The sequence below is a fragment of the Pseudomonas fluorescens genome, from assembly GCF_003732425.1.
In the GTDB taxonomy this organism is placed as follows: domain Bacteria; phylum Pseudomonadota; class Gammaproteobacteria; order Pseudomonadales; family Pseudomonadaceae; genus Aquipseudomonas; species Aquipseudomonas fluorescens_BE.
In genome coordinates this window covers 67819-84408 of sequence record NZ_MOBX01000015.1, presented here as the reverse complement: position 1 = coordinate 84408, position 16590 = coordinate 67819, and the positions used below count along the sequence as shown (strand labels likewise).

The following is a 16590-nucleotide window of genomic DNA, read 5'->3' as shown; positions in this document are numbered from 1 at the left end:
ATGTATGGATACCGAGGTTCCCGAATCGCCTTGTAACAAGGCTTGGTAGGGTGATTTTTATCTGTGTGTCGTCGCAGGATTCGCCATCATCACTGTGAACGAGCCCGAGGAGAAGACGTGGATTCCCGATTGAATGCTTTTCTTGAACGCGCCGAGTCGGTTCTGGCGCGGATCGAACCGTTGTTGCCGGCACCACGGCCGGTGATCGACTGGGGCACTTGTCTGGCAGCGCGCTGGCAACGCGACGGGCGCAGCGGCTATCTGCTGCCGCTGGAAGTCAGCCTCGATATGCGCCTGTCTGACCTGATCGGTGTTGACCGTCAGCTCGAACAACTGGGGCGCAACACCCAACAATTTCTTGATGGCATGCCGGCCAACCACGCGTTGCTCTGGGGCTCGCGCGGTACCGGCAAGTCGTCGCTGGTGCGGGCCTTGCTGGCGGAACACGCCGCCGCCGGCCTGCGCCTGATCGAGATCGAGCGCGATCATCTGGCGGATCTGCCACGGGTGGTCGAGCAGATCGGCAAACTGCCACAACGCTTCGTGCTGTTTTGCGATGACTTGTCGTTCGAATCCGGTGAAGGCGATTATCGGGTCCTCAAAAGCGTGCTCGACGGCTCGCTTGAGCAGGCCCCGGACAATGTCTTGCTGTACGCCACCTCCAACCGCCGCCACCTGGTGCCGGAAAAGGAGAGCGATAACGAAAACTGGAAACGCGTCGACGGCGAACTGCATCCCAGCGAAGCCGTTGAAGACAAGATCGCGCTGTCGGACCGTTTCGGTCTGTGGCTGTCGTTCTATCCGTTTACCCAAGAACACTTCCTCAACGTCGTCGAGCACTGGATCGGCCAATTGGCGGCCAAGGCCGGCCTGAGCTGGCAGCGTGACGAAGAACTGGACATCCTCGCCGTGCGTTGGGCCACCGGCCGCGGTAATCGCAACGGACGTTGCGCGTACCAATTCGCCCGTTATTGGGTGGGACTGAAATTGTTGGAGCACAAGGCATGATTGATTTGCAACAAAGCGGCCAGGGCCTCGAAGGCTACGGCATGTTGGCCGCACAACTGGAATCGCTGCTGGCGGACGAGCGCGATTTCATCGCCAACGCCGCGCAGTTTTCGGCATTCCTGTTCAACCAGCTCGATGACCTTAACTGGGCGGGTTTTTACCTCAATCGTAACGAAGAGCTGGTGCTTGGTCCGTTCCAGGGGCAGATCGCCTGCGTGCGTATTCCGTTTGGCCGTGGTGTGTGCGGTGCGGCGGCGGCCACTCTGCAAACCCAGCGGGTTGAAGACGTGCACGCGTTCCCGGGGCATATCGCCTGTGACAGCGCCTCGAACAGCGAGCTGGTCGTGCCGTTGGTCAAGGAGGGTCGCCTGATCGGTGTACTCGACCTCGACAGCCCGAAACTTTCGCGTTTCGGCGCGCAGGATCAGGCCGGTATCGAGCAACTGGCAGCGATCTTCCTGCGTCTGACCGACTGCTGATCACGCGGTGAGGCCAGCCTTGTGCAACAGGCTGGCCGGATCCACGCTGTCGATCTGCGCGGGATCGAGAAAGCGCACGGCGTACTGCATGTAAACGCCTTCGTTGATGAACAATCCGAATAGCTGGGCATCGATGTGCGCCTCACGGCACATGGTGGCCATGATCGCCAGCGCCTCACTCAAGGTTTTCGCTTTCTTGTAAGGGCGGTCGGCCGCGGTCAGCGCCTCAAAGATATCGGCAATCGCCATCATCCGCGCCGGCAGGCTCATCTCCTCACGCTTCAGGCGTTTCGGGTAACCGGTGCCGTCCATTTTTTCATGATGACCACCGGCGATTTCGGCAATGCTGTCGAGGTGGCCGGGGAAGGGCAGGTGGCTGAGCATCATGATCGTCTGCACCATGTGGTGATTGATCATGTAGCGCTCCTCACGGGTCAGGGTGCCTCGGCTGATGCTCAGGTTGTACAGCTCGCCGCGATTGTATTTATAGCGCGGTACATCCAGTTTGAAGCCCCACGGATTGTCTTCGGGGATCAACTCGTTCGGGTCGCGTTCGAGCAAGTGCTCGGGCTTGTCTGCCAATAGCTTTTCACTGACCGGCAAACTCGGCGCCGGCGTGCGCGACTGGCGCCGGTTCTCTTCCCAAGACACACCCAAGCGGTCATCAAGAGTGCGCAGCCAAGTGCGTTGCGCCAGATGATCAAGCCGTTGCAGATCCGCCTCTGCCATCGCTTCACTGCCCAGATTGCAGCGCGCGACAAACGCAAAATCGTCGTCCAGCGCCGTCAGCGTGGCGTCGCGCAGTTCGGCCAGTGCTGTCTCATCGCCGCCCAGAGCGCGCGCCTGCCAATAGCTGATCCAGGCATCACGCTTGAGCACTTCGAAACGCGTGCGGATTTCATGAATACGGTCGTTGATGGTTTCCAATTTGGTGGCCTTGTCGACCACGTATTCCGGCGTCGTCACCTTGCCACAGTCGTGCAGCCACGCAGCGATATGCAGGGCTTCCCATTCATCCTCGCTCGGTTGGTAGGCACGGAACGCCGGCGCCTGACTGGCCGCTGCCGCCTGGGCGAGCATCAGCGTCAGCTCCGGCACGCGCTGACAATGGCCGCCGGTGTACGGACTCTTGGCGTCGATGGCGCCGGCGAGCAATTGAATGAAAGCGTCGAGCAACTGCTTCTGGCGAGCTTGCAGGCGCTGGCTCTCGATGCTCACCGCCGCCGCGCCGGAGACGGCCTGGAGGAAAGCGATGCGATCAGGGCGCAGTTTCTCCAGATCGGCTGCGGTGCCGCTGTCGTTCACCAGCAGAATCAGCAGACCAATGGTTTCGTCGTGGCGGTTGTGCAGGCGGATACCGATCAGATGGATACGTGGCGATTGCATTGCCAGCAGGATTTTTTGCAGATCGCCGGCCTGATCGAAGCCAAAGTTGCTCACCACGTTGTTGGCGCTGACCAACTGTCTGAACCATGCCGGGCCTTTGTTCAGTTGCAGGTCGTGGCCCTGAATGTCGAACGCCTCCAGGGTCTGTGGCGTGCCGTCGATCACCAGTCCGTAAGGTTCCATGCGGCTGCTGTCGCTTTCACGCAGATAAATCAGCCCTGCCTGCGCCTGAGCGATCTGCACCGTTTCGAACAGCACCCGCTGCAGCAGGGAGGCGAAACGGGTTTCGGCGCCGAGGGTGTCGGTGATCCGGAAGAAACTCGCCAGGGTGTCCTTCATCCGCGCCATCGACACGCTCAACTGGTCGACCTCAAGCACCGGCGAACGGCGTGCCAGCGGAAAATTGAAATCGAAACTGCGAATCGCGTCGGCTTCCTTGACCAGCGCATGCAGCGGCTTGACCAGCACCCGCGAAATCACCCAGCCCAGCGGCAGGCACAGCAACAGGGTCGCGAGGGTGATCAGCGCGCCTTGCCAGCGCAGGCGGTAGGCATCGACCAATAACTCGTCCTCCGGCACCAGCAGCGCCAACTGCAGACCTGTCGGGCCGCCCTCCTTAATGCTGCTGCGGGCGACAATCCACTGCCGACCATCCGCTTCCAGGCGCTTGCCCGTATGGGTATCGGACAATAGTGCATGGAGGATCGGGCTCAGGTCCGCCGCTTTGGCCAGGTGCGCAGTGCTGCCATCGACGATCAGGCGTCGACTGTCCGGGTAGGCCACGGCGTTGCCCTCGGTATCGAACAGGGCAATCTCGGTTGACGGGGTGACGACATGTTTGCTCAGCGCGGCCGACAGGGCGACCAGCGTCAGGTCGGCGCCGATCACGGCGTTCTCGCCGCTGCGTCGTGCCAGCGTCGTGCCGACATTTTGCGTGGAGAAAAACACGTAGGGTTCGGTGGTGACCTGTTCTTCTTGTTGATATGCATCGTTGAACCACGCACGGCTGCGCGGATCGTAGGTGTCGTTGGCGTTGTCCTGACGGCTGATTGGCGTCAGTGCCTGATCGAAAAACAGTGACTGCGAGTGCTGTATTCCCTGCGGGTCGTGCTCGATACTCCAGACCTGATACGCCGCAGCATCGGGCGCCTTGAGCAGTGTCTTCAGCGCCGCGCTGCGCAGGGGGCGGACCATGAAGAAGTCGCCGTTGGCGTAACCCAGGTACAGCGACGCCAGGTTGGGATTGTCGCTGAGCGACTGACTGAACGGCCGCAGCAAGGGCAGGCGTTGTTCAAGGCGTGTGCCCTGAGTGGCGGGGTTGTCCGCCAGCAAACTCAGCAGGTGACGGATCGGCTGATAGGTCGCCGACATGTCCAGTCGCACGTCCTGTTCGATCCGCTCGAACAGCTTTTCGCTGCTCGAGAGAATGATCTGAGTCGTCTGGTGATAATTGAACAGGCCCAGCACGACCCCGGTGAGCAGCAACAGGAATGTGAACATGACGCTGATATGCACATGCAGCGGAAACCGGCGTTGTTCCGGGCGCAGTGGGCTGGGCATTTCTGGCTCTCCATGATGGTTAACTCACTGCTCAGCGCCAAGCATAGTTAAGGCAAGCTCATTATGCTTTGATCCGACACCGCCATTTGCTGTTGCAATGCCTGCTCCAGTTCGAGCATCGCCCGGTTGCTCGCCTCGCAACGGCGGGCGATTTCGTCTGTCGACATGGCCTCGGCGCAGGCTCGCTCAAGGGCATCGCAACATTCGATCACGCGCGATGCCTGAGCGATACGTGCCGCGCCCTTGATTTTGTGAGCAACCACCGCCAGCGCCGGGCGATCATGTTCTGGTGACAATGCGAGCAACTCCTCTCGGTCGAGACGGCTGCTTTTGAGCAATTCCGCCAGCAAACGACGAGCCTGGGCCGGATTGCCACCGGTCAGCATGTTCATGTTTTGCAGGTTGAAGGCCGGCGGCGCTGACGTCGGCGTGATGCCGTCGACCCACTGGCTGAGCAGGCTCAGGCTCAGGGGTTTGAACAGACAGTCGTTCATGCCGGCCTGCTTGCAGCGCTGGATTTCTTCGGGTTGCGCATTGGCGGTGAAGCCCAGCACGGTGCAGGGAGGGCAACGTGCATTTAGTTCCTGCTGACGAATGGCGCGGGTCAATTCATAACCATTCATCAACGGCATGTTGCAGTCGACAATCACCAGATCGAAGTGGCCGGCCTTCCACAGTTCCAGGCCGCTGCAGCCGTTCTCGGCAATGCTGAAGTGATGGCCGAGAAACTCCAGCTGCTGACACATCAACATGCGATTGGCCGGATGGTCATCCACTACCAGTACGCGCAGGGGAGTCTGTGATGTCTTGATCGCGGGTTCACTTTTGACCGTGCTGAGCTGTATCGGCAGGGTTTCCAGTGCCAGGGAGACGCAGACCTGAGTGCCGATACCTGGCTGGCTGCTCAATTGCAGTTGCCCGCCCATCATTTCGCACAGGTTGCGGCTGATCACCAGTCCCAGGCCGGCACCGCCTCTGCCTTGTTGGCTGCTGTTTTCCGCTTGGGTAAACGGTTCGAACAGGCGCTGCTGATCCTCGGCACTGATGCCGACGCCGCTGTCCTGTACGGTCAGCTGCATCAGGGCGCGGGCGGGCACCTCGGTGTTCATGAGGTCCAGGGTGATCCGCACATGCCCTTGCTCGGTGAATTTGATCGCGTTGCTGACCAGATTCGACAGCACCTGCTTGAAGCGCAGTGGGTCCAGATACACATCGACGGCCAGGTCCGGCGGATTGAAGATGACTTGCAGGGAGAGGTTTTTCTGCCGGGCGAGGCCGTCGAAGATCCTTGCAACAGACGCCACGGTATCGACCAGATTGACCCGTTCCGGGCAAAGACTGAGGCGTCCGGATTCGATCCGCGCGATGTCGAGAATATCGCCTATCAAGCCCAGCAAGTCCTTGGCCGAATGGTAGGCCGTATCGATAGATGAACGATCCGGATGCTGCGGATCCATGCGTTTGAGCGTCAGTTCGAGCATGCCGATCACCGCGTTCATCGGCGTGCGGATCTCGTGACTCATGGTCGCCAGAAAGGTGCTTTTCGCCCGGTTGGCCTCATCGGCCCGTTCTTTGGCCGTACGCAAATCGTCGAACAACTGACGGCGCTCGCTGATGTCGATCCAGCCGCCGATGATGCCTTTCACCTCGCCGCTGGAGTCGCGGTACGGCAGTATCCAGTGATAGATCGTCAGGCGCCGGGTGCCGATGTGCAAAGGCCGATCGACGACCATCGGCGTACCTTGGGCCACGACGCGCTGGTAGTCGGCCTGAAAGGCCTGGGCCTCGAAGGCGTTGCTCAGGGATCCCTCGATGACGTTTTTGCCGATAACGTCCTCGCGCCGGGCGTTGAATACTTCGAGATAGCTCTCGTTGCAACTTTGCAACAGGCCCTGACGGTCGCGTACATAAATCGGATGGGGTGTGCCGTCGACCAGCGAGCGCATGAATTCGAACTGGTCGTTCAGCGCGCGCTCGGCGGCCTGGCGTTGTTTGATCTGGTGGCGCATGTAGGCGTTCCAGGCCAACAGCAACAGCAGTAACGGACAAGCGCCGATGATCACTTGATAGAACAGGCGCTGATAGTTGTGCCAGATGTTCTGCGAGGCAGTGGAGTAACCGCGCCAGCGGCCATTGATCACACCCAGTTCGTCGGGGGCGATGCTCAACAAAGCCTTGTTGATGATCGACGTCAGTTCCGTGTTGTCGCGCGCGGTCGCCAGTGAGAACGCCGCCTGACCGGTGCCGATAGTGGTGGTGATCTGCAGCGCCTGATTAAAGATCCGCGAAGAAATGAAGTAATTGGCAATCACCAGCGAGTTCACCGCGCCGTCGGCATGGCCTTCAGCAAGCGCCGACACCGCGCTGAATGTATCCGCCGTTTCGATTAACTGGATGCGCGGGTACTCTCGACGCAGGTATTCGACCATCGGATTACCTTGGGCAATCGCCAGTCGCTTGCCTTTGAGCTGGCCCAGATTGGTCGGGCCATCGGCGCTTTTGCGGGTCAGCAGAACATAGGAGTTTTCCAGGTAGGGACGACTGAAGTTGAGAGTCTTCTCGCGCTCCTCCGTCGGCAGTAATGCGGCGACCAGATCGGCTTGATGACGGTCTATCTGTTGGATCATTTCCGAGTCGTTGCGGCTGCGATGGATCTCGAAACGCAGGCCGGTGCGCAGGCGGATCAGCTCGAGCAGGTCGGCGCTGATGCCGCGAAAATTGCCGTCTTTGTCAAAGAATGTCAGGGGTGCGTACGCTTCATTGACCACCACGCTGACAACCGGGTGCTGTTTGAGCCAGGCCTCTTCGCGCTGGGTCAATTGCAGTTTCTGATCGGTGAGCAACAGATCGCTGCCAGCGCTCCAGCGCTTGGCAATGTTGTCACGCTCACTGGCCGGCACGGCCTTGAGCACGCTGTCGATGATCGCCAACAGTTGCGGGTTGTTACGGCGCACGGCGAAGCTGAATCCCTGGGCTTCCTGCTTGCCGAAATTGGCCATGCGCACGTTGTTCAGATAACCCTTGTTGATCATGTAGTGAGTTGAAAGGGTGTCGCCGAGGAATACGTCGGCCTGGTCGAACGCAACGGCGTTGATCGCATTCTGGTAGGAGGGGTAGCAGGTAATAAGCGCTTTGGGATACAGCGCCTTGACTTCGGGCAACGGCAGATAGTGATAGACCATGCTCAACCGCAGCCCGGCAAGGCCTTCGGTGAGTGAACGGGTTTCGTCTTCGCGGGTGACCAGCACCGGCAGGTCAATGGCATAGGGAGTCGACAGCGCCAGGTTGGCATTGCCCGCCTCGAAGCCGTTCGCAGTACCGAGCAGGTCGATCCGACCATCGACCAGTGCGCGAATGGCCGCCTCCCGAGAGGGGAAGCGTTGCACCCTGATCGGCAGACCGGTGGCCTGGCCGAGGAGTCCGGCGTAGTCGGCCGTCAGACCTTCGTAATCCTTGCCACTGACCGTCATGTCGAAAGGCGGGTAGTCGGGCGCCGAGGTGCCCAGAACCAGTTCGTTACGTTCAAGCAGCCACTGCCGTTGGGAGTGTTCGAGCGTGACCGGCACCGGTTCATTGACCGACCGGCTGAGCAAGGCATAGTCCGGTGAGATGCCGGGCATGGCGAACGCGTTGGCGCTCAGGTAAAGACCTGCGCACAACGCAATTAAATAGTCCTTTAAACGGCTGGGCATGCGGGCTCTCACACGAGTGCGTTTCGTTTGGCCATCTCGATAAGTTCTACAAGGGATTTGGCTTTGAGTTTTTGCATCAGGCGCTTTTTGTAGGTGCTGACGGTTTTATTACTGAGAAACATGCCCTTGGCGATTTCCTTGTTAGTGCGACCTTGGGCGAACAGTTGCAATACCATCAGCTCGCGATCATTGACGGACTTGAATAGTTCCAGTTCGGCAAATCGGATATCGTCACTGCGCACCGGGTTTAATGCCTGGCTGGGGAAATAGTTGTAACCGGAAAGTACCGCTTTGATTGCACTGACCAGTTCACTCAGGTCTTCCTGTTTGCAGACATAACCCGATGCGCCGGATTGCATGCAGCGAATGCCAAACAATGTCGGACACTGTGCCGTCAGGATCAGGATCTTCAGTGGCGAACCCATGGAATTGAAGCGGGCCAGTACTTCCAGGCCATCGAGTTTGGGGATACTCACGTCGAGAATGACCAGATCGGGCATGCACTCGCGCACCATCTGCATGGCATCGACCCCGTTATCGGTTTCACCGACGACCTTGTAACCTTCATGTTCCAGCAGCATTCGAACGGCGAGACGGATGACCGGATGATCGTCGACAATAAAAACGGAGTTCATAATCAAATCCCATGCAAGCACGAATAAAGCGCGCACCTTAGCTCAGTTGAATGAGCACTCGCATGAAGTGACACGGCTCCAGCCACGTTATCGGATTATTCCTACAATTAATGAGGAAGCGGACTACGTCGAAACTAGGTTTGATGTAAGGAAGTGCAGGATTTGAACGGGCTTATAGTCGGCCTTGATTGATTTGCAAGTACTGGCTGTAAATGGCTTTTTAAAAATGTTTAAAGTTGCTGGCCGGTCAGTTGATAGCCGTGGCCCTGTCAGTCGTTCATTAAAGGCTCGCCGGTCAATCATGACAGGGAAAATGCATGCGGGCGGCCAACGTCATGGCCGCCTGCCTGCGAGAGGATCAGTGACTGGAGCGGCCGGTCATTTCCAGCGCCATGTCACTGGCGTAGCTGTCGGTCATGCCGGCGATGAAATCGATCATGCGCAGAAACGACGTGTGTAACGAACCCTGCGGATCCGGTGCGTTATTGCCCAGCAGATCGAGGATACGTCGGCTCTTGAACGATGGTGTACGACCGTTGTGTTGTTCCAGCGCGGCGCCGCAGAACGAGTTGAGCAGGATCTCCAGCGTGGTATAGGCGCCGATTTCATGCAGGGTTTTGCGTTTGTCCTGAAAGATTTTCTTGCGGGCGATGTCCTTGGCATTCAACACGCAACGCTTGGCCGGGCCGTGCATGTGCTCGACGAGATCGCCGTGCAACGTGCCGGCAAGCAGCGCGTCCTGTTGCTCGACAAAGGCCCGCGCCGCCGCGTTGGTCAAATGCTCGATGGCCTTGCCGCGCAGGATCGCCAGTTTGCGTCGGCGCGAATCCTGCGGGCCGAGCTGGCGATAGGTCTCCGGCAGATCATCGCCGACCAGCCCGAGCAGCAGCGATTCGACTTCGGCGTATTCCAGCAGCTCCATTTCGAGGCCGTCTTCCAGATCAATCAGCGCGTAGCAGATGTCATCGGCAGCTTCCATCAGGTACACCAGCGGATGGCGTGCCCAGCGCTGGTCTTCGATTTGCGGCAGGCCCAGTTTGTGGGCGATCTGCTCAAGCAGCGGCAGTTCGCTCTGATAACAACCGAATTTGTGTTTCTTGTAGCCCAGAGAATCGGCGTGGCGCGCGGTCCACGGGTATTTCAGGTAAGTGCCGAGGGTGGCATAGGTCAGCCGGGTGCCGCCGTCGAACTGGTGGTACTCCAGTTGAGTCAGTACCCGGAAGCCCTGGGCATTACCTTCGAAGTTGAGGAAGTCCGCGCGTTCGGCTTCGCTCATGCCGTCGAGCCAGCCGCGTCCGGCCGCCTGCTGGAACCAGTGGCGAATGGCATCTTCACCGGAATGGCCGAACGGCGGATTGCCGATGTCGTGGGCCAGACAAGCCGACTGCACCACCATGCCGAGGTCCGCCGGGTCGCACCATTCGGGCAAGGCACTGCGCAGGGTCTCGCCCACTCGCATGCCCAGCGAACGGCCGACGCAACTGACTTCCAGCGAATGGGTCAGGCGCGTGTGAATATGGTCGTTGCTGGTGACCGGGTGCACTTGGGTCTTGCGCCCGAGACGGCGGAAGGCGCCGGAGAAGATGATGCGGTCATGGTCTTTGTGGAAGGGGCTGCGGCCAAGTTCTTGCGGGCTGTGCAGCGGCTTGCCGAGGCGTTCGCGGTTGAGCAGGGTGTGCCAATCCAAGGCTGATTCTCTCCGTCAGGTGACTGGGGGCGTTGGCCCCTAGCTTCCCGGTTCACGCCCGCCCCTGCAAGCGGAACTACAGCCCTGCGGCGTCGATGTCGATCAACAGCAAGCGTTCACCGTTGTCGAAAAACTGCCCGGCCGTCAGGCAGTACTGATTGCTGGTGGCATCGCGGTAGGTATTGGAGAGCGTCAAACGCCGCTCCCCCCAGCCTTCGGCGAGCAAATGATAGAAGTACGGACGCCACGACCAGTTGTGCCCCAGATAACGATTGTCGGCGACCCAGCCGTTCTGCCGCCATTCCATATTGGGCGTGAGCTGAGTGCCGTGGCGATCGCATTGATAAAACCGCAGCAGCCAGGGGAAAGCGTCCAGTTGCGGCAATGCGCTCAACGGTGCGTGTGACTGAGCCCAGGCTTGCAGGATCGACATCAGGTCAGCCAGCTGCTGACGCATGTGCATCAGCCTTCCGCGCTCGGCGAGTTTCTGCCGGACATAGCGTTGGCGCAGCTCGGCGAAGCGTTGCACAAACGCATCGGTGGGGAAGAACGCCTCTTGCGCTCGCGCGAACAGGAAACCCTGCACATAGCGCGATCCGCATTCCAGGGCGAAATTCAACTGCGCTTCGGTCTCGACACCTTCGGCAATGATCCAGCAGCCGGTCTTCTCGGCCATCTGCGCGAGGGCCTTGACCACGTCGCTGCTTGGCCCGCCCAGTGCAGCGGCCTGGAACAGACGCATATCGAGTTTGAGAATGTCCGGTTGCAGCGCCAGCACCCGATCCAGTTGCGAGTAGCCGGCGCCAAAGTCATCGATGGCGATTCTCGCTCCCGCCTCGCGATAGCGCGCGACGACTTCGGCCAGACGTTGACCGTTGCCACCCAGTTCGGTGATCTCGAAGACGATGCGTCGCGGATCAATACCGTAGCGCGCCAATTGTTTGAGGCTGGGCAGGGCTTGATCGGCGCGCAGGCGACTGATCCAGCGCGGCGACATGTTCAGGCTGAGAAACCAGTCTGCCGGCGCTTCATGCAAGCGGCTCAAGGCGTTGTCGCGGATCTGCCGATCGAGGCGGCGCAGGGCAATGGCGGGCGTGCGCGGGTCGGCGAACAATGGCCCGACTGAATTCAATTGACCGTCAGCCTGGCGCAGACGCCCCAGCGCTTCAACGCCGGCAATGCGTCCGGTGGCGGTATCAATGAAAGGCTGATAGCAGGCGAGCGGTTGCCCGTCGATCACGGGGCCTCCTTAGTGGTTCTTGTTCTGATGACCCCCGCCGATGAAATAGGCGCACGGGATTGAACCTCCGGATAAAGAGGTTCATCCCGCCGACAGTGCAAGAATGTAGCCAAATGTATCTATTTAGCGTTTCGCCGAGCTCTGCATCACCAGTTTGATCAGCGGCCCGAGGCTGGTGCCGAGCCGGATCAAGCGGGTCAACCCACCGACGCCGCCGCTTTTCGCGCCTTTACCGGTGATGAAACCCAATAGCGTTACGGCGGCCACGCCCCACAATGGCGCGTGTTTGATGCCGAAACCACCCTGCAGATTTTGCGACATGCCGCGCATGCGCTGCAGAGGCTGCAGCACTTGCCCGGCTTCATGGCGGATTTCCTGGCGATGCATTTCCATGCGCAGGCGAATCAACGCCTTGCGCATCTCCCGACGCGAGCTGTTGTGTGGCAGTTCAGGCAGGCTCATGGCAGCAGGCGCTCCCGGTCGTTGGCCAGCTCTTCGAGCGTGCCGTGGAAAGGCGAGGACTCATCGAAGATCGCAGCCTTGAGACGCAGCGCGCAGAAAATCGAGGCCAAGGTATAGAAAACGCACAGGCCGATGATCGCAGCCAGGCGATAGGTATCCCAGAACACGATCATCACCAATGTCGATAAACCCACCAGCAGTAACAGGGCAAAGACCAAGGCCAGACCTGCGAACAGCAACAGGCTCACGGTTCGTGATTTCTGCTCCTGCAATTCAATGCCGAACAATTCGACATGGCTGTGCAGCAGACCGAGGACGGCGGCGCCCAGGCGTCGCGTGGAAGAGGCGGTGCCCGCAGTCGGGCCGGATTCACCGATCGACATAATCAGCGCCGGGTAGCCAGCAGGCCGATCAGGAAGCCGACACCAGCGGCAATGCCGACGGATTGCCAAGGGTTGGCCGACACATAATCTTCGGTGGCGGTGACCGCCGCCTGACCGCGATCACGCAGGGTTTCTTCGGTCAGTTTCAGGGTCTCGCGTGCGCGCAGCAGGCTGTCGTGAATCTGCTCGCGCAGCTCATCGGCCTGATCGCCGGCCAGGGTGGCGGTGTGCTCGAGCAAGCGTTCGGTGTCGGCGACCAAAGTCTGGAAGTCGTTCATCAGGATTTCTTGAGCAGTCTTTGCCTTGATGCTGGCCATGGGTGGATCTCCGTAAGTGACGTCTGAAGCGTTCGAGTATGAGCCTTGCGCGAAGGTTCAGTACAAATGACTGGTACAACTTTTGCTGTGTCGTGGTGCGTCGTCCGGCGGTTGTGCGCTGTTGCCGGGCGGACGCCTTGAGAAACCTTATCCCAAACAAGCCCGGTTCGTGTCAGGACATCGACCTTGTGCGCCAAAGCAGTTCGCCGGTCCTTCGGTTCCGTGACTGCGTGGTCGCAACTTGGTGCATGAAATGTGCGCATGAACCGCTTTGGTGCCTTTTTCGCCTTTAGGTCTGCCTGCTTATGGAAAATCTGCAAAGCGCTGTGGACACGCTGGTTCACAGCTCCAATACCTTGTTCATTCTGATCGGTGCGGTGATGGTACTGGCGATGCATGCCGGTTTCGCCTTTCTCGAAGTCGGTACTGTCCGCCAGAAAAATCAGGTCAACGCGCTGTCGAAAATTCTCAGTGACTTCGCCGTCTCGACCCTGGCCTATTTCTTTATAGGCTATTGGATCTCCTACGGCGTGACGTTTATGCAACCGGCGGCGGTGTTGAGTGCCGATCACGGTTATGGACTGGTGAAGTTTTTCTTCCTGCTGACCTTTGCTGCAGCGATCCCGGCGATCATTTCCGGCGGTATCGCCGAGCGCGCGCGTTTCGTGCCGCAGTTGTGCGCCACGGCGTTGATTGTCGCGTTCATCTACCCGTTTTTCGAAGGCATGATCTGGAACGGCAACTACGGTCTGCAAGCGTGGCTGACGGCGCAGTTCGGTGCCGCTTTCCATGATTTCGCCGGTTCTGTGGTGGTGCACGCCATGGGCGGATGGCTGGCGCTGGCGGCGGTATTGCTGCTGGGGCCGCGTAATGGTCGTTACCGCGACGGTCGCCTGGTGGCGTTCGCACCGTCGAGCATTCCCTTTCTGGCGTTGGGTTCGTGGATTTTGATTGTCGGCTGGTTCGGCTTCAATGTGATGAGCGCACAGACGCTGCAAGGCGTCAGCGGTCTGGTGGCGGTCAACTCGTTGATGGCGATGGTCGGTGGGACCATGGCGGCGCTGCTGGTCGGGCGCAATGACCCGGGCTTCCTGCATAACGGCCCGTTGGCCGGGTTGGTGGCGATCTGTGCCGGGTCCGATCTGATGCATCCGGTCGGCGCGTTGGTGACTGGCGCGATCGCCGGTGCACTGTTTGTCTGGTGCTTTACCGCCGCCCAGGTGAAATGGCGCATCGATGATGTCTTGGGTGTGTGGCCATTGCACGACTTGTGCGGCGTGTGGGGCGGGATTGCCTGCGGGATCTTCGGCCAGACTGCGCTTGGCGGTATTGGCGGCGTCAGCTTGATCAGCCAGTTGATCGGCACCGCGCTGGGTGTTGTGGTGGCGCTGATCGGCGGCTTCGTTGTGTACGGCGTGATCAAGGCGCTGCACGGGCTGCGCCTGAGTCAGGAACAAGAGTATTACGGCGCCGACCTGTCGCTGCACAAGATCGGCGCGGTGAGCCAGGATTAAGTCTCGGCATCGTCGCTACCGGGATAAAAACCGTGGAGCAGGCGATAGCGGTCGATGCGCACCTGATCGACTTTTTCTTGCACCTTATGCGCCGGCAAGCCGAGCATGATCAAGGCGTGGGAGGCGAGCATCAGGCTCGATTCCAATAGCTCCGGCACCACTTCGGTGGCGCCGGCCGCTTTCAGTTCGGCCCACTGGCTGTCGTCGCGGGTGCGTACCAGTATCGGCACGTGGGCGTTGAGCCGACGCGCTTCCTTGAGGATGCGCAGGGCAATGTCGCTCTGATCCACGGCAACCACCAGCAGTTTGGCGCGCAGCAGGCCAACGGCGCTCAGCAGATCGCCACGCGAGGAGTCGCCGTAATGCACGTCACTTTCTCCACTGGCGGCTTCCTGTACCCGCACCGGGTCATTGTCCAGCGCGATAAACGGCTGCTTGGCGTTGCGCATGAAACGACCAATGGATTGGCCGACGCGGCCGTAGCCGCAAATCACCACGTGCTGGTTGAGGCCAGCGTTGAGTGCGCTGATCTCTTCGATCTGTGCCTCCTGATTGGGTTTGCGGTGCAGCACCGCAGCAATGCGTGGTGCGGCGCGCAGCAACAGGGGCGTCAGCAGCATTGAGCAGAACGTCGCAGCGAGCAGCAGGTCGCCGAGCGCTTCGGGCATCATGCTGTGTTGCTGCATCTGCGCCATCAGGGCGAAGCAGAACTCGCCGCCCTGGGCCAGCGCCAGACCGCTGCGCCACGCCGTTTCGCGGTCACTGCCGCGCCACTTCACCAGCAAGGCCACGACGATACCCTTGATCACCATCAAGCCGACGGTGAGTCCGAGGATCAGCAGGCTGTGACTGACGAACAGTTGCAGGTCGATGAGCATGCCGATGCTGACGAAAAACACCCCAAGCAGGATGTCGCGGAACGGTCGGATATCCGCCTCGATCTGGTGCCGGTAGTGGCTTTCACCGAGCAACATGCCGGCCAGAAATGCGCCGAGGGCAGGGGACAGGCCCATCAGGTGAGTCAGCCATGCGGTCAACAGCACAATCACCAGCGCCAGCAGCACGAACAGCTCTGCCGAGCGCGAGGCGGCCACTTCATGGAACAACCTCGGCAGTAACCAGCGACTGGCCAGCAGCAGACCGACAAACAACACCACGGTTTTTGCCAGGGTCAAAGGCAACGCCCAGTACCAGGCTTGTTCGCTGCTGCCGGCAAATACCGGCACCAACGTCAGCAGCAACACTGCGACAACGTCCTGGAACAGCAACACGCCGACGGCGTTCTGGCCGTGACTGCTGAATACCTCACCGAGGCTGCCCAACTCTTTGGTCACAATTGCCGTCGAAGACAGCGAAAGCCCGGCACCGAGCAACAGCGCCGGCGTCATCGGCATGCCCAGCAGCATCAGCAGCAGACCCAGCAGCGCGGTGCTGATCAGCACCTGCTGACTGCCGAGACGGAACACCACTTGGCGCAGCGCGATCATCTTGGACAGAGAAAACTCAAGCCCCAGTGAGAACAACAGAAACACCACGCCCAGTTCGGCGACGTCGGGCAAGTGTTCACTTTCGTTGACCCAGTCGAAGGCACTCGGCCCGACCAGCAGTCCCACGCACAGATAACCCAGAACCGGCGGCAACCGCAGGCGACGGAACAGGGCAATCACCACGAGGGACGAGGCGAGGATGATCAACAGATTGGCAAACACTGGACACTCCGATGTCAGATTCAGGCTTTTCAAGCGTAGAGGCAAAAAGACCGGGAGGATCGCGTAATTGGTTTTTGTGCAGACTGATTTGCGTCAGGTTTTTGCCTGTGAACCTTTATTGGGGCGATGGAGCCTTTGGGCGGCGGTGGCTCGACGGGTTTTCAGGTGCGGCCTAGAATAGGCGCACTCATTTTCTGGTTGAGCAATCATGCCTCCTGAATGTCAGCTATTCGGCACCCTTGGATGCCATTTGTGTGAAGTCGCCGAGGCCGAGTTGATGCCTTTTGTCGAGCACGGCTTGCTGGTGGAACTGGTCGACATCGCTGAAGACGAATCCTGGTTCGAGGCTTATAGCCTGCGGATTCCGGTATTGCGCCGTGTCGATACAGGCGCTGAGCTGGGCTGGCCATTCAGCGCTGATGAAGTCGTCGCGTTTCTGCGTTAATCCGTTTTTCTGGTTTATCCCGCCGGTCGCCCTGCCATCCATTCCTTGGCATTTTGCGGATTGTTCGGTTACT

At 59.7% G+C, this 16590-nt stretch carries 13 protein-coding genes; 4 read left to right on the top strand and 9 right to left on the bottom strand.

Annotated features, from left to right (window positions below; genetic code table 11):
- The first annotated feature begins 117 nt into the window (after positions 1-117).
- Positions 118-1008 (top strand): ATP-binding protein, encoded by an 891-nt coding sequence (locus BK670_RS22305; protein WP_007908631.1) that lies wholly within the window; start codon positions 118-120, stop codon positions 1006-1008.
- Entirely contained in the window at positions 1005-1487 is a 483-nt protein-coding gene (locus BK670_RS22300) for a GAF domain-containing protein (RefSeq protein WP_123452994.1), read from the top strand. The genes BK670_RS22305 and BK670_RS22300 overlap by 4 nt, the downstream gene beginning before the upstream one ends.
- Here the strand turns inward: BK670_RS22300 and BK670_RS22295 are convergent, their stop codons facing one another.
- From BK670_RS22295 to BK670_RS22260, 8 genes are all read right to left on the bottom strand, one after another.
- Positions 1488-4433 carry an HD domain-containing phosphohydrolase gene (locus tag BK670_RS22295; protein WP_123452992.1) on the bottom strand — a complete coding sequence of 982 codons (2946 nt, stop codon included), beginning with the start codon at positions 4431-4433 and terminating at the stop codon, positions 1488-1490.
- 47 nt (positions 4434-4480) lie between these two features.
- Complete coding sequence (locus BK670_RS22290; RefSeq protein WP_123452990.1) at positions 4481-8125, bottom strand: transporter substrate-binding domain-containing protein; 3645 nt, start codon at positions 8123-8125, stop codon at positions 4481-4483.
- A gap of 8 nt (positions 8126-8133) precedes the next feature.
- A complete protein-coding gene (locus tag BK670_RS22285; protein ID WP_123452988.1) occupies positions 8134-8760 on the bottom strand; it encodes a response regulator transcription factor in 627 nt (208 codons plus the stop codon).
- A gap of 358 nt (positions 8761-9118) precedes the next feature.
- Positions 9119-10447, bottom strand: a complete 1329-nt coding sequence (locus tag BK670_RS22280; protein WP_123452986.1) for a deoxyguanosinetriphosphate triphosphohydrolase — start codon at positions 10445-10447, stop codon at positions 9119-9121.
- Positions 10448-10523: 76 nt separating this feature from the next.
- Positions 10524-11687, bottom strand: coding sequence for an EAL domain-containing protein (locus BK670_RS22275; RefSeq protein WP_123452984.1), 1164 nt, complete (start codon positions 11685-11687; stop codon positions 10524-10526).
- Between the two features lie 123 nt (positions 11688-11810).
- The gene (locus tag BK670_RS22270) at positions 11811-12149 is read right to left on the bottom strand and encodes a hypothetical protein (protein WP_093435122.1); all 339 of its coding nucleotides are present in this window, start codon (positions 12147-12149) and stop codon (positions 11811-11813) included.
- Positions 12146-12532: a phage holin family protein gene (locus BK670_RS22265; protein ID WP_007908652.1), complete on the bottom strand. Its 387-nt coding sequence runs from the start codon at positions 12530-12532 to the stop codon at positions 12146-12148. The genes BK670_RS22270 and BK670_RS22265 overlap by 4 nt, the downstream gene beginning before the upstream one ends.
- A gap of 2 nt (positions 12533-12534) precedes the next feature.
- On the bottom strand, positions 12535-12849 hold the full coding sequence (locus BK670_RS22260) for an ElaB/YgaM/YqjD family protein (RefSeq protein WP_007908653.1): 315 nt from the start codon (positions 12847-12849) through the stop codon (positions 12535-12537).
- 305 nt (positions 12850-13154) lie between these two features.
- On the opposite strand from BK670_RS22260, the gene BK670_RS22255 reads away from it, so the two are divergent.
- The gene (locus tag BK670_RS22255) at positions 13155-14363 is read left to right on the top strand and encodes an ammonium transporter (RefSeq protein ID WP_123452982.1); all 1209 of its coding nucleotides are present in this window, start codon (positions 13155-13157) and stop codon (positions 14361-14363) included.
- Here BK670_RS22255 and BK670_RS22250 read toward each other — a convergent pair.
- Complete coding sequence (locus BK670_RS22250; protein ID WP_123452980.1) at positions 14360-16072, bottom strand: cation:proton antiporter; 1713 nt, start codon at positions 16070-16072, stop codon at positions 14360-14362. The genes BK670_RS22255 and BK670_RS22250 overlap by 4 nt on opposite strands.
- A 208-nt stretch (positions 16073-16280) precedes the next feature.
- Between BK670_RS22250 and BK670_RS22245 the strand changes: the two genes are divergently transcribed.
- Positions 16281-16517, top strand: a complete 237-nt coding sequence (locus tag BK670_RS22245; protein ID WP_123452978.1) for a glutaredoxin family protein — start codon at positions 16281-16283, stop codon at positions 16515-16517.
- The last annotated feature ends 73 nt before the right edge of the window (positions 16518-16590 follow it).

Coding starts and splice junctions, on each gene's coding strand:
- BK670_RS22300 (WP_123452994.1), top strand. CDS start 1,005: ATGATTGATTTGCAACAAAGCGGCCAGGGCCTCGAAGGCTACGGCATG.
- BK670_RS22295 (WP_123452992.1), bottom strand. CDS start 4,433: ATGCCCAGCCCACTGCGCCCGGAACAACGCCGGTTTCCGCTGCATGTG.
- BK670_RS22290 (WP_123452990.1), bottom strand. CDS start 8,125: ATGCCCAGCCGTTTAAAGGACTATTTAATTGCGTTGTGCGCAGGTCTT.
- BK670_RS22285 (WP_123452988.1), bottom strand. CDS start 8,760: ATGAACTCCGTTTTTATTGTCGACGATCATCCGGTCATCCGTCTCGCC.
- BK670_RS22270 (WP_093435122.1), bottom strand. CDS start 12,149: ATGAGCCTGCCTGAACTGCCACACAACAGCTCGCGTCGGGAGATGCGC.
- BK670_RS22265 (WP_007908652.1), bottom strand. CDS start 12,532: ATGTCGATCGGTGAATCCGGCCCGACTGCGGGCACCGCCTCTTCCACG.
- BK670_RS22260 (WP_007908653.1), bottom strand. CDS start 12,849: ATGGCCAGCATCAAGGCAAAGACTGCTCAAGAAATCCTGATGAACGAC.
- BK670_RS22255 (WP_123452982.1), top strand. CDS start 13,155: ATGGAAAATCTGCAAAGCGCTGTGGACACGCTGGTTCACAGCTCCAAT.
- BK670_RS22245 (WP_123452978.1), top strand. CDS start 16,281: ATGCCTCCTGAATGTCAGCTATTCGGCACCCTTGGATGCCATTTGTGT.